This window comes from uncultured Butyricimonas sp., from assembly GCF_959596855.1.
GTDB classification, from domain to species: Bacteria; Bacteroidota; Bacteroidia; order Bacteroidales; family Marinifilaceae; genus Butyricimonas; species Butyricimonas muris.
Window position 1 is genome coordinate 101,101 of record NZ_CAUFYA010000007.1, and the last position, 14,382, is coordinate 115,482.

Sequence of the window (14,382 nt, forward strand, 5' to 3'; positions counted from 1 at the left end):
CCTTTCACTAATTATCATCGTTCGTCTTTCACGCCACCCGCTGTATTTCTCTTACGATATAATTGAAAAGCATTAATACTATTTTGCCACAGAACATACGCCGCCGGACCTATGGAAGAGAGAGGCGACAGGTACACCTGTGCCATCCAGATAGCGAGAATCGTGTTTTTTTGCCCGAGTCCTTGTCCCCCCGCGATCGTTTCACCATATTTTTTCCCGATCCGGCGCCCGAGAGCGAATTGCGCGATGCAAAGCACCAGAGCAGCGATAGCCATCAGAATCTCCGCCCCGTAGTCCTTACTATCCTGCTGCATGATAAAAAACACCGTTCTCCCCGTCACGATCGTCAGACTCAAACTCCACAGGTAAAACGAAATACTCTGGCGGGCACGCAATATTTTGTGCACGGAAGGAACAAAATACTCCAACACCCAAGCCCCGGCAAGAGGTAAAAGCAACAAAGGTCCCACCTGAGTGCAAATATACCAAACCGACTGACCGAACGACACCCCGTCCCGCACCCCAACCAACGAGAACATGACCGGAGCCACGATTGCCACGCAAAGATTGCTTGCCAGCGTGTAGGTTGCCAGACAAGGCACGCTTCCACCAAGCATCCCCGTGATCACCGCCGCCGCAACCGCCGTGGGAGCCAACACGCATATCATCATCGCCTCCGCCAACACCCGATCGAAATAGCATAGGACACCATACACGATCACGCTGCCGAAAACTTGTACCATCAACATCCATGCATGCAAGCGAGTAAACCGCATCTCCCGTATCGACAAGCGACAACAGGTGATCAGCAACATCACGGAAATCAAATAAGGTGTCAGAAAAGCAAACAAATTAAAGAAGGAGTAAAATATACCCCCACCCAACATAGCCAACGGCAACATCCATGATCTTAATCGTTCCAGCACGTCTATCGGTTTTTACCCTGCAAAGGAACAATGAATTTAGCAATTATCAATCAAAAAATCATAAATTTCTACCCCTTTCACACTAAAATGGAAATAACAAAGGCAATATGAATATCATGACGATTCCCATGATAATCTGAAGCGGTAATCCCACTTTCACGTAATCCATAAACGTGTATTTCCCGGCAGACATCACCAAAGCATTAGGCGGCGTGGAGAACGGGGAAGCAAAACACATGCTCGCGGCAACCGTGACGGCAAAGAGGAACGGATAAGGGCTCACCCCCGTGTTTATGGCTGCCTGCATGGCAATAGGGGCTAAAAGCACTGCCGTTGCCGTGTTACTGATAAACATGGTCAACAATGATGTGGTGAAATAAATACCCGCCAAAAGGATAACAGGACCGAAACCACCTAAAGAATTCACTAATCCGGAAGAAATCACGGACGAAGCCCCCGTCTTCTCCAAGGCAAGCGACATGGGCAACATGGCTGCTATCAACACGATACTCTCCCAGTTTATCGTTTTATAGGCATCCTCCACGTTACGAAGACATCCGGTCAATACCATTAACAAGGCTGCCACGATTACCGCCGCCACGGGTGGAATCGGGATAGAATCGAAAACCATAGCCACAATCATCAGAAGCATGATTGCCGCCGCGACAGGTGCTTTGTGGTCCAGCGTAACCTTGGCAGCTTCTGCCAGCGGCTGACCCACCACCACCCACTCGGACTGCATCTCGTTCAAACGAGCAATATCCTGCCACGTACCTTGAACCAGCAAGGCATCACCGGAGTGCATTTTCTCGTCTTTCAAATCCTGTAATATGTATTTCCCGCCCCGTTGAATACCCAAGACATTGACACGGTATTTCTCCCGGAAACCGGAATCTTTGACAGCCCGGTTTATCAACTGCGAATTCGGCATCAATAACACCTCGGCAATCCCCATCTCCCCGAAGTTCACATCTTGTTTGACATGTTTATCGGAAACTTCGGCGGTATGCGTATCCAACAAATCCAAATGATTCTCCCCGACCAATACTTCCACTTGCGCGAATTGTCCCAGCACATAGAGGACATCCCCCTCCTGCAACGCCGTATCCGGACCCGCCAATCTCTGGTCTATGGTTTTCATGAAAGGATTTTGCGTGTTGGATTCTCGCCGTATTTCCAGAATAGTCAAGTTATATTTTCCCGTGATATTCAATTCGACCAACGTCTTGCCACAAAACAAAGAGTTTTTCTTCACCCCTACCCGAAACAGGTTTTGCGCGATCTGATACTCGTAAGCTAAATCTTTAACCGATTTATTTCTCGCTTTTTTCTCTATCTTTTTCTCATCTTTCTTTACAAGAAATATCTTACTTAACGGAATCAACACGATAATACCCACGAATACGCAAATAATACCCACGGGGGTAAAAGAGAAAAAGGATAACCCCTCGTATCCGGCTCCTAATAAGGCGTTTTGAATCACCAAGTTCGGCGGTGTACCAATCAAGGTTGCCATACCTCCCATGCTACTGGCAAACGCCAACGGCATCAAATAACGACTGGGACTCACTTTGGCACTTACCGCCATACTCACGACGATAGGAAGCATGAGCGCCACGGTTCCGGTATTACTCACGAAAGCACCGATAGCGGCAGTCACCAGCATAATGAGGATAAAAAGTTTTAACTCGCTATCCCCCGCGAGTTTCAATATCTTACTACTGATCATCTTAGCCAATCCGGTCTGAAATATCGCACCCCCGACGACAAATAACCCGATCATCATGATCACGATTGAATTGGAGAAACCGGAAAGAGCCTCTTCCGGTGTCAATATATTGAACAGAATCAAAAGAACTAAAGCACAAAGCGCAACGACATCAGATCTTATCTTACCATTTACAAAAAAGAACGCGGATAAAGCTAAAATAATCAGGGTTACAGTCATGTTTTATCAAGTTTGTATCATTATGTTTCTTTAATATTAATATTTAAAATTACTCTAGCGAGCCTCCCACTATGTCCATTAATTCTGCCGTGATGTTCTGTTGCCGGAGTTTATTATATTCCAGTTGCAGACCTTTCAACAGCTTGATAGCGTTATCATTTGCCATTTGCATGGAAAGTATCCGGGATGCCTGTTCCGAAGTTTGGTTTTCCAACAAATAGCGATACATGATGGAATGAATTACCAAGGGGTACACCGTTTCCAGAATCTCTTCACAATTAGGCTCGTAGATATAAACTGTGTTCTGTTCCTTTCCGGAGAGAACATTTGTTTCCCGCGGCACCCACGGGAGCAACTGCACGCGGGTGACGATCTGCGTGCCCATACTCTTGTAATGAGAGTATATCACGTCTACCCTATCAATTTCTTTTGCCATAAAACGTCGGATCAACTCGTCCGCCAAGGCCGTACACCCGTCAGCATACTGTTTCGCCTCGAAAAACTCGGGTATTTCCATCGTTTCCACCCCTGCCGTCCGCTTCACCTCATTCACGATCTTTCTACCTATGGGATACACCTGTATCGGCGATTTCACTTGAGTACTGTACTCGTTCAGGGTTTCCAACAACTTCTTGTACTGTGTCAGGTTAAAAGCCCCGCATAATCCCTCGTTAGCGGCAAAAATGACAACAGCCACCCGTTGCACCGTTCTCTCTTGGCTTAACGGGGACTGATAGTCACATGTCTGCGCCGCGATATGATCCAATATATTCTGTAACTGTTCCATGTAAGGTCGGGCGTTATTCAACGCGTTTTCGGACTTTCTCAACCTTGCCGATGAAATCATCTTCATCGCCCCGGTAATCTTCTGAGAAGAGTGTACCGAACTAATCCTTCCTTTCAATTCACGTGTAGATGCCATAGTCAGTTTATAAGGTTTATAAGGTTTATAAAGTTCATAAGGTTTGTAAGGTTTGTAAGGTTGTAAAGTTCATAAGATTTTGGAACCCGCGGGCTTTGTTTACGGCAGTTCACGCTGCCATTAAACCTTGTCCGAAGGACACCCGTTACTTTATAAACTTTATGAACTTTACAAACTTTATGAACTCTAATCATTAAACGTTTGTGCCACATCCCCGGCAACTTCTTCCAGTAGCTTGGAAATATTTTCATCCAGCATACCCTTACTCAACGGTTCAAGAATCTCCTTTTGGTATCTGGAACGCAAGATTTCTAAAAACATTTTTTCAAATTCGGCAATATGTTTTATTGCCACGTTCCGTAACAATCCTTGGGTACCGCAATATATGACAGCAATTTCTTCCTCCACGGGCATCGGGGAATGTTGGGGTTGTATCAACAATTGTGCGTTCTTACGCCCTTTGTCTATCACCATTTCCGTCACGGAATCCATATCACCGCCGAATTTGGAGAACGATTCCAGTTCCCGGTATTGTGCCTGATCGATCTTCAGCGTTCCGGCTATCTTTTTCATGGCCTTTAACTGAGCGTTACCACCGACACGGGATACCGAAATACCCACGTTAATTGCCGGACGCATACCCTCGTTAAACAAACTGGCTTCAAGAAATATCTGACCGTCCGTGATAGAGATCACGTTCGTGGGAATATATGCCGATACGTCGCCCGCCTGTGTCTCGATAATCGGTAAGGCTGTCAACGAACCGCCCCCTTTCACCATCGGTTTCAAGTTTTCCGGCAGATCATTCATCGTCAGTGCCATCTCATCGCTGGAAATAATACGCGCGGCTCTTTCCAACAAACGGGAATGCAGGTAGAAAATATCACCCGGATAAGCCTCACGACCTGACGGACGACGCAAAATCAAAGATATCTCCCGGTAAGCTACCGCCTGCTTGGAAAGGTCGTCATATATCACAAGTGCATTACGTCCGCTATCCCGGAAATACTCGCCAATGGTTGCCCCGGCAAACGGCGCATAATACCGCATGGCTGCCGAATCAGAGGCGTTTGCCGCCACCACGACCGTGTATTCCATGGCACCCCGCTCCTGCAACGTGTTCACGAGCATAGCCACAGAGGATGCTTTTTGCCCGATAGCCACGTAAATACAATAAACCGGATCACCTTTGTCAAAATACCTTTTTTGGTTCAATATCGTATCCACCGCGATAGAGGTCTTCCCCGTCTGTCTATCACCGATAATCAGCTCCCGCTGCCCGCGTCCGATAGGCACCATAGAGTCGATAGCCTTGATACCTGTCTGCAAAGGTTCTTTCACCGGTTGACGATAGATTACCCCCGGAGCCTTACGTTCCAACGGCAACTGCATTAAATCACCCTGAATCGCACCAACCCCGTCGATCGGATCACCCAAAGTATTAATCACCCGCCCGAGCAAACCTTCTCCCACCTTGATGGAAGCGATGTTCCCGGTACGCTTCACCGTGTAATTCTCTTTCACGCGGTCACCGGCATTCATCAGAATCACACCCACGTTGTCCTCCTCCAAGTTCATAGCGACTCCCCGAACCCCGTTCTCAAATTCGAGCAACTCGTTTGCCCGAACATTATCCAACCCGAAGACATGGGCAACCCCGTCACCTACTTCCATCACTCTACCCACTTCTTCAAAAACCATTCGAGTATCCACCTCCTTGAGCTGCATCTCTAATATATCCGATATTTCATTCGCTTTCAACATAAATTTATACAATTGAAAATTTCAAATTGAAAATTGAAAATGACTTTCCAAATTTCTTATAATCGCTGAATCGTCAATTATTGAATCACGGAATTACCGAGTCAATAATTCTCTTCCAGTCCTAACCCTACTCCTATCTCCTTCAGTTCCTTCATCAACGAGGCATCTAATTGCTCCGTACCGATCTGTAACACGAAACCACCGATAATCGTCGAATCAACTTTATGGACAAATTCTATCTTTTTCGAGGCATAGCGACGTTTCACGTAATCCTCTATTTGTTCCAGAGCCTCCTTCGACAATTCCACCGCGGTGGTAATCTTCACCCGGATGATGCCGTAAGCCTCCCGGTAGAGTTTTTGGAACATCAGACAGATTTGTCTTACATACATCTCCCGGTGATTCTTTATCAACAAACGAATCCCCTTGATATACGCTTCTCCCGGCTCGATTCCGATAGCCGTGGAAAGAAGCATCTCCTTATCCCCGGGTGACAACAACGGATTCAACAAAGCCTTTTGCAAATCGGGGTGAGCGATATAGTTTATCTCGAATAATTTCATCTTCTCGTAAACCAAATCGGCAGCACCCAGTTCTTGCGAGTATCGAAGCAGAGCCTTCGCGTATCTACGAGCAATCAATCCTTCGTCCATACCTTCCTCCTTTACTCTTTATTTTCAAGCTCGTCCAACAGCTTACCGATAATCTCCGTTTGAGCCTTATCGGAAGACAGATCTTTCCGCATCACCTTCTCTGCTATCTGCAAAGACAAAGATGCCACTTGTACCCGTAATTGCCGTTCCGCTTCTCTTTTCGCCTGCTCTATTGATAAGTTGGCAGCTTCTCTCACCCGTTGCGCCTCGTTCTCCGCTGCCTTGCGTGCATCCGCTATCATCTCCCGTTTCAGTCGTTCTGTCTGCTGCAGCACGTCCAATTGTTGCTTGTGCGCTTCCGCCAGCAACGTCTTGACATCTGCCTGTGCCTTCTCCCGGTCTTCCTTCGCTTCTTGAGCATAAACCACGCCTTTATCGATAAAGTCCGCCCGTTCGTCCAACATACGGACAATGGCAGGCCAAGCGTATTTTGCCAAGATGCCGAAAAGAATCAAGAAGACAACCAGCATCCAAAACACTAATCCGAATTCCGGTGTAAACAATGACATAGCTTCTTTTTATACAAACAATGCTAATAAACAAACGATAATCGCGAAAAGGGCAACACCCTCTATCAACGCGGCAATCACAATCATATTCGTTCTGATGTTATTCGTTTCTTCCGGCTGACGGGCAATAGCGTCCATAGCAGAAGAACCGATCTTACCAATACCGATACCGGCACCAATAGCGGCTATACCCGCACCAACACAAGCACCTATCTTTGCCAGACTCATTCCGGCTACCGCGGCTTCCAATAAAATTAAACTTTCCATAACCTTATTTATTTTAGATTTATTGATTCAAATTATTCTATTATAAATCACTCAATCGCTTCACTCTCGCTAACCCGATAAATATCGTCGACAGTAACATAAACACGTACGCTTGAATAAATCCTATCAGCACGTGTATCAAGTTCATAAACACCGCGAACAGTACCGAGAATATCGTTGTCACCCCGACAACCACCTGCCCCATCACGCCGAACATGAATATCAACGAAATCAATACCAGCACAATCAAGTGTCCTCCCAGCATATTCGCGAAAAGACGAATCATAAGAGCGATAGGTTTCGTGAACACCCCGAAAATCTCGATTATCGGCAACAAGGGCACCGGACATTTCAACGCGAACGGTACATCCGGCCAGAAAATCTCTTTCCAGTATTCCTTTGTTCCCGACACGTTCACCACGACAAAGGTACAAACTGCCAGTACAAGCGTGATAGACATATTCCCCATCACATTCGCTCCACCCGGGAAGAACGCGACCAACCCCATCAAGTTAGAGATGAATATAAAGAAAAACAATGTCAGCAGATAAGGCGCATATTTTCTCGCCTCTTTTCCCAACACGCTCACGATAACCTCTTTGTACAACATCTCCACGACCATCTCGATTGAACCGACACCCTTTCTAGGGGCTTTGTATTTGTTTTTCCGGTAATAACGCACCAACGAAAAGGCGATTAACATGGTAATCAAAGCGCTTATCATGATAGAAAATGCGTTTTTCGTGATAGAGAAATCATACGGACGATACACGTTTCCCGTCGCGTCCGTGGCGACAATCTTCCCCTCGTGAGTTCCCTCGCGGGCGATATAAAATCCCTCGTATTCCTTCCCGTCCTCCAGACGCGTGGAACTGAACACGTGCCAACTTCCGTCTATTCCCCTAACAATCACTGGCAATGGAAGAGTCACACGCCCCACGATATTCCAACCGTATTCATCACCAAGATGCTCGAAAATGGTTTCTTTCGGGTTAAACGCTTTCGCTTCTTCCTCGACTTCCTGCCCCAGCGAATCCACCCGAGCAACAATTTCATCTTCCGTTGTCAGAGTATCATTCACGGCAACAACCTCCCGCGCGGACACGTTCAAAGCCACCGTCAGCGAAAAGAATACCGTCAATATATGTCTTGCATAACCTTTCATTCGTTTATCAATTTATACATACCACCACGTTGTTATCCCGCACCTCCACGACTCCTCCTTTTATATCAATTTCCTTCTCCCCGCTCGCCCCCCGGTAAACCAGCTTTCCCGCTGTCAACGTGGACACTAACGGGGCGTGATGCTCCAATACCGTGAACTGTCCCACCGTACCGGGTAGTTTCACCATTTGCACTTCACCTTTATAAAGCACTTTTTCCGGAGATACTATTCTTAAAACCATCCTGATTAATTTTAGATTTATGATTTATGATTTATGATTTTAGATTACAGCCGCACGAGCGAACGCTTTTGATTTTAGATTTTAGATTTTAGATTTTAAATTGAACTCCTCCGCCCTTCGGGCACCTCCCCTATCATCGTTCATTTCATTTTCAATTTTCAACTTTCAATTTTCAATTGCTTTTCGCTTTCTCCATCATCTCTTTTCCTTTCTTAATCACGTCGTCAATTGTTCCGGCGTTCATAAAGGCTTGCTCAGGGTACTCGTCCATATCGCCATCCAAAATCATCTTGAACCCGCGAATAGTTTCCTCCAGTGGAACCATCACACCCGGAATACCCGTGAATTGCTCCGCCACATGGAATGGTTGTGACAAGAAACGTTGCGCCCGTCTGGCACGAGCCACGACAATCTTATCCGAATCCGACAACTCATCCACTCCTAATATGGCAATAATATCTTGTAACTCGTTATAATGCTGCAACAATTCGATAACCCTCTGCGCCGTGTGATAATGTTCTTCACCCACGATAGCCGGGTCAAGAATACGTGAATTCGATTCCAAGGGGTCCACTGCCGGATAAATACCCAATTCCGTGATCTTACGGCTCAATACCGTGGTCGCGTCCAAGAAACTGAATGTCGTCGCCGGAGCGGGGTCAGTCAAGTCGTCCGCCGGCACGTAAATAGCTTGAATAGATGTAATCGAACCGTTTTTCGTCGAAGTGATGCGCTCCTGCAATTTACCCATCTCCGATGCCAACGTGGGTTGATAGCCCACCGCCGACGGCATACGTCCCAGCAACGCCGAAACTTCCGAACCCGCTTGCGTGAAACGGAATATATTATCAATAAAGAACAATATCTCCTTACCGCCTTCATTCGAATCCCGGAACATCTCCGCCACGGTCAATCCCGACAAAGCCACCCGCAAACGTGCCCCGGGGGGCTCGTTCATCTGCCCGAACACGAGCGTGGCCTGTGATTCCCGCACTTTATCCATGTCCACGCTTTCCAAATCCCATTTGCCTTGAGCCATTTCCTCCTTGAACTTGTCGCCGTAATTAATTACACCCGACTCGATCATCTCCCGCAAAAGGTCATTCCCCTCACGCGTACGTTCACCGACTCCGGCAAACACGGAATACCCGTTATGTCCCTTGGCTATATTATTGATCATTTCCATGATTAACACGGTTTTACCGACACCGGCACCACCGAACAAACCGATTTTTCCCCCTTTGGAATAAGGTTCCAGTAAATCGATCACCTTGATACCCGTCAATAACAATTCTTCCTGTATGGACAGATCCTCGAATTTCGGGGCTTCCCGGTGAATGGAAAGCGTATCTTTGTATTCCAACGGGGACAGATAATCAATAGCATCACCCGTCACGTTCAACAGACGTCCCTTAATCTGATCGCCCGTGGGCATCGTCAACGTCCGCCCCAAGTCAACCACTTTCATCCCGCGATACAACCCGTCCGTCGTATCCATTGCCACGCAGCGCACCGTGTCTTCACCCACGTGCTGTTCAACCTCGACAATCAACTTGGCTCCATTGTCCCGCTCGATTTCAAGCGCCTCGTAAATAGGTGGCAAATCTCCCCCGTCATTCTCGAAAATCACGTCCACGACAGGACCAATCACTTGCGTCACGTACCCGACATTCTGTCTCATAATATATAATTTAAACGTTCTTTAAATGCTTACTTTTAACTTTAACGTATATTCACCGGGAAAGTTTCTTTCCAACAAACTTTCTACACGCTTTTTTTCTCCCTTGCACGAGAGAATATATCCCGGCAATACCGCTAAATAACTAAACGACCTATCCGATAGATATAAAATCCATGGACATGCTTTGTGAATAAATATTCTCGGAATTTTTCCTGACAAATAATGTGATGTGACTTCAAGACCGAATCATGGCACGAGAGCAGTTTAGACAAACCACCTCTTTTTTCTTTTTCAATACCCGTATCGCCCGGTAAATCAATTGATGCGGATAGGATAAACGCACCACCAACGAAATCGTAGGTTCTTGCCAAATCGCTCAAAGTAAATTCCCCGTCCAACCGGGTAGAAGCGAAATACTCCGTCCTGTTTTCCGTACGTCCTTCAAACGTGTTCTCCCCGGACAAAACATTTATCCCGAAACAAAACGTTATAATAACGACAGACAATATTTTCAACCAAAACTTCATATTTCCTTTTTATTGTTCTGTGGAATATAGTGCAATTTCCATACCAAAACACCCCAACGGTGGAAAAAAAAGACTTACCCGCATCCACTCCTCGGGGAAAGCTATGCGCAACTTGCACGAGTCGTTTTACTCAATCTAAAATCTAAAATCACTAAATCTAAAATTATTAAAGTTTTATACTTTCCAGTGCCTTCAAAGCAATCTCGTCCTTGGCATCCAACGCCAGCACCTTAGAGAAAAACTCCTTTGCTTCCTCGTATTCACCTTTTGCCGAATCGGGATTTCCATTATTTTTCGTCGTGATAGCATCGGCAACAACGTAATGGTAATACCCCAGATACTTGTAACTCTCTATCAGTTCCCGTTTATAACGTTCCGTGTTCGACAGTCCTATTTCTACCACTTTCTCGTAATAAGGTTTTGCCAACCCTTCCAAGGTTTCCGGATCGAGCATCGAATTAACGCGTGCCCGCCAGAAATATCCCACGTAACTACTCGGCACCTTGTCACTCAATGCGGCAAACAAACTATCGGCTTTCACGAGTTCCGCTTTCTGTTCGTCAACAACGGAATCCCGGCAAGCCATGTTATAATAGCATTTGCCCAATTTCAATAAATCTTCCGCCGACGCCTCTCCAGCATAATCAATATAACGATTGTAATATACCACGGCCGAATCCAATTGATTGGTCTTCGCGAAAATATCCGCGATTTCCTTGTTCAACTCTTGATGTTTGGCATCCGTTTGCAAAGCCTTCTCGTAAAACACCACGGCATCATTGTAATTCTTGTTTGCCTCCAATTGCTCGGCATAACACAGGAAATCCTGATAAATCTGATGCTCTTCCGGGGTTGACTCTATAAAATGCCGGATAGCCTGCAAACACTTCTCCCCGTCTTCCCGCTTCGCCAGACAGTACGCGTACAACCGTTTCGCCACTAAATTATCCGGTCGCTCATCCAACACCTGTTCCAGCACGGGCAACATCCCGGCATATTGCTTGTCGAAATACAATATCCCCGCATAACGAAGCAAATTCTCCGTGTCGTAATACCCCGAACGGATAAACTTAGTATAATTCTCTGCCGCCGCCTTACTGTTTCCGGACATCTCGTGCAATTCTCCCAAGGAACAGTAAGCCCCGCAAAAATCGGGCGATATCTCGCGCACTTTATTCAACTTCTCGAGAGAAAGCGAACGATTGGTGGACATGTATATCTGTGCCTGCTTCAAATAAGCCCCCAGACAATCCGGAGAAAAATAAGTAGCCGACTCGTACTTGGCACAAGCATCCCCGGTATGTCCCCGCATCACCAGAATGTCGCCTTCCACGAGGTAGGGCAAACCGCTCTTGTCATCCAACTCTTTTGCCTTATTCACGTGCTCCATAGCCTTCGCAGCATCACCGGCGTGCAAGTAAGCCCTCGCGATAGCGATTTGCAGGGTAGCGTCTTTCTTATACCCTTTCGTTCCGAGGGCATCCTTCAATAAAGCCTCCGCGCCGGAAGGATCGTCATTCAACTTCAGACTTGCCTGTCCCACCCGATTGTACGGGTAATCCGGTTGCAATCCCACGCCTTTATCGTAATAAAAACCGGCAGAATCCCTCTGCCCTAGCGTCAGATAACATTCCCCAAGGTAATAACACGCCTCTGCCTGCCGTACATTATCCGTCAGCGTCGGCAGATTATCCAGAAAAAACACCTTTGCCGCACCGGTCATTCCCGACTCGTAGAGATCTATCCCTACCCTGTTATCTGCCGCCTTCACGCTCACGGAAAGGAGCGAAAAGAACAGTCCGTATAATATCCATTTTGTATTCATCGTCTTCAAATTTATAGTTAGATTTGTTCTCTCACGTTCACGATATTCACGGGCATTGTTGCCGGTAGCAAACCGGCCTTCAACACGATACGCTGTCCCCGCGAACCGGAGAAAAAAGAAGTCAATCCCGTGGGCAAAACACTACGGGGATCATTCAGCAAAATATAAATATCCCGTCGCAAGGGATACTGTCCGGTATAGAGATAATACTGGTAAGGCTGGTAACTATTCCCGTACGTCGGTCGGTCGGCACGACTCACGCGTGCCACTTGTATCTCGTCAAGAAAATCGCGACAAAGCGAATCCCTGTCATCACTGATCCAGTTCACACCTATTACCCCCAAAGCACCACGGGTACGTGCCACGTAATCAATCACCTTCCGGTTCGTCCCTGCCGCGTGACAACGCTCGGACAACTGCCCCTCCCCGCAAATCGAATCAATCGCGTACCTCACGGTGCTTGAATTCGGGTGATCGAAAACCACCTGTATCTCTCCCGCACTGGAACCCGGGGCAACCTCCTCCCAACGGGTAATCTCCCCGGTAAATATCTTTTGCAACAGAGCCAAATTAAATATCGAATCGGCATTTTGCCTGTTCACGATCAAGGCTATCCCATCAGTGGCTACCTTCACCGACTCCGGAAAAAACTTCTTGCTGTGGAATGACTCTAATTCGTTTTCCGTCAGTGGTCGTGTAGCCAAAACCCACCGCACACTATCACGTAACAGCAAATTGATCGCTTCCACTTCACTCGTGTAAAGTGGTATTACACCCGCCTGATTATATTGCGCCTCAAAAACGTTAATAGCTTCCTCGGCCAAGGGAGATAACGTTTCATCGACAGCAACCCGGATCACCCCGCTGAACAAGGTTTCCTGCACACTTGATGCCTTTCCTTTACAAGCCCCAAGGGACACCAGTAACAAGAGCCAAAAGCCGATTCGAATATTCATAACTTAATTAGTTTATAAGGTTCATAAAGTCCGTAAGGTCTGTAAAGTCCATAAGGTCAAAAGTCCTTGGACCCCTGCGGGGCACTTTGTCCACGGTAGCCAAACTACCGATAAGTATTGTCCGAAGGACACCCATGACCTTACGGACTTTATGGACCTTATAGACTTTTCTTTCATTGTTGCAATTTAAATGATATCGGCAACGTGAATCTTACGGATACAGCTTCTCCCCGCTGTCTACCGGGAATCCATTTCTTCATCGCTTTCACGACCCGGATAGCTTCTTGATCCAACGAAGGATCAACGGAACGAATGACCTGCACATCGCGCACCGAACCATCACGCCCGATAACAAACTGCACGATAACCTGTCCCGCGATGTTCATTTCTTGGGCAATAGACGGGTAACGGATCTCTTTACCGATCCATTTCATCAAGGCGGCCATACCTCCCGGGTATTCCGGGGCTTGTTCCACGACTTGAAATACCTCGTCATCACTCGCCACGATCAATTTGTGATCTTCCAAATCAGCAATATCCTGACCGTTCTCGTCATCATTTCCCTTCACGTCCGCCACGGAAATAGCCGCTTTCGCTTGATTCACCTCCTCCTGTGTCTTCATCTCGTCTGCCTCGTTCACCTCCTCGTCTTTTTTGATCACGGGAGCGGTAAACTTGATTGTCGTCTTCAATGTAGGCGGAGGCGGCACGTTCACCGCCACGATCTTATTCTCTTCCTTCACCTCCGGTAACTCCATCTTCAAATTAGAAAGCTCGGTCACCGCTACCATCTTTTCCTCCGCCTTCACCGGGGTAAGAAAACGAATGAAGGCAGGAAGTACCATTGCCAGTACGACACAGCCTATAATCACTATATAAGCTGTCAGATGCCGCCGGGACGACTGCTTACGCAATTCGTAAGCGCCGTAATCTTTATTCTTCCCGGCAAACACGAGGTCGCACCATTCAACCGAATTTATATGAATATCTTTTGCCAT

At 46.9% G+C, this 14,382-nt stretch carries 14 protein-coding genes; all 14 read right to left on the reverse strand.

What is annotated here, in order from left to right; all coding sequences use genetic code 11:
- Nucleotides 1–14: 14 nt before the first annotated feature.
- Nucleotides 15–926, reverse strand: a complete 912-nt coding sequence (locus Q5866_RS05025) for a transporter (protein WP_186975752.1) — start codon at nt 924–926, stop codon at nt 15–17.
- Nucleotides 927–1,008: 82 nt separating this feature from the next.
- Nucleotides 1,009–2,874, reverse strand: coding sequence for an SLC13 family permease (locus Q5866_RS05030; RefSeq protein ID WP_099292971.1), 1,866 nt, complete (start codon nt 2,872–2,874; stop codon nt 1,009–1,011).
- A gap of 49 nt (nt 2,875–2,923) precedes the next feature.
- Nucleotides 2,924–3,796: an ATP synthase F1 subunit gamma gene (atpG, locus tag Q5866_RS05035; protein ID WP_099292973.1), complete on the reverse strand. Its 873-nt coding sequence runs from the start codon at nt 3,794–3,796 to the stop codon at nt 2,924–2,926.
- Nucleotides 3,797–3,982: 186 nt separating this feature from the next.
- A complete protein-coding gene (gene atpA, locus Q5866_RS05040; RefSeq protein ID WP_099292975.1) occupies nt 3,983–5,560 on the reverse strand; it encodes a F0F1 ATP synthase subunit alpha in 1,578 nt (525 codons plus the stop codon).
- A gap of 101 nt (nt 5,561–5,661) precedes the next feature.
- Nucleotides 5,662–6,213, reverse strand: a complete 552-nt coding sequence (atpH, locus tag Q5866_RS05045) for an ATP synthase F1 subunit delta (protein WP_099292977.1) — start codon at nt 6,211–6,213, stop codon at nt 5,662–5,664.
- A gap of 11 nt (nt 6,214–6,224) precedes the next feature.
- Nucleotides 6,225–6,722 (reverse strand): F0F1 ATP synthase subunit B, encoded by a 498-nt coding sequence (gene atpF, locus Q5866_RS05050; protein WP_303179251.1) that lies wholly within the window; start codon nt 6,720–6,722, stop codon nt 6,225–6,227.
- A 9-nt stretch (nt 6,723–6,731) separates the two neighbouring features.
- Nucleotides 6,732–6,989, reverse strand: a complete 258-nt coding sequence (atpE, locus tag Q5866_RS05055; RefSeq protein ID WP_099292981.1) for an ATP synthase F0 subunit C — start codon at nt 6,987–6,989, stop codon at nt 6,732–6,734.
- Nucleotides 6,990–7,029: 40 nt separating this feature from the next.
- Nucleotides 7,030–8,154 (reverse strand): F0F1 ATP synthase subunit A, encoded by a 1,125-nt coding sequence (atpB, locus tag Q5866_RS05060; RefSeq protein ID WP_303179253.1) that lies wholly within the window; start codon nt 8,152–8,154, stop codon nt 7,030–7,032.
- 7 nt (nt 8,155–8,161) lie between these two features.
- Nucleotides 8,162–8,395 (reverse strand): ATP synthase F1 subunit epsilon, encoded by a 234-nt coding sequence (gene atpC, locus Q5866_RS05065; RefSeq protein WP_227215598.1) that lies wholly within the window; start codon nt 8,393–8,395, stop codon nt 8,162–8,164.
- A 172-nt stretch (nt 8,396–8,567) separates the two neighbouring features.
- Nucleotides 8,568–10,076: a F0F1 ATP synthase subunit beta gene (atpD, locus tag Q5866_RS05070; RefSeq protein ID WP_099292987.1), complete on the reverse strand. Its 1,509-nt coding sequence runs from the start codon at nt 10,074–10,076 to the stop codon at nt 8,568–8,570.
- A gap of 134 nt (nt 10,077–10,210) precedes the next feature.
- A complete protein-coding gene (locus Q5866_RS05075) occupies nt 10,211–10,603 on the reverse strand; it encodes a hypothetical protein (protein ID WP_186975756.1) in 393 nt (130 codons plus the stop codon).
- 166 nt (nt 10,604–10,769) lie between these two features.
- Nucleotides 10,770–12,428, reverse strand: coding sequence for a tetratricopeptide repeat protein (locus tag Q5866_RS05080; RefSeq protein WP_303179256.1), 1,659 nt, complete (start codon nt 12,426–12,428; stop codon nt 10,770–10,772).
- A gap of 17 nt (nt 12,429–12,445) precedes the next feature.
- A complete protein-coding gene (locus tag Q5866_RS05085; protein ID WP_303179259.1) occupies nt 12,446–13,384 on the reverse strand; it encodes a PstS family phosphate ABC transporter substrate-binding protein in 939 nt (312 codons plus the stop codon).
- Nucleotides 13,385–13,557: 173 nt separating this feature from the next.
- A complete protein-coding gene (locus Q5866_RS05090; protein WP_303179261.1) occupies nt 13,558–14,382 on the reverse strand; it encodes an energy transducer TonB in 825 nt (274 codons plus the stop codon).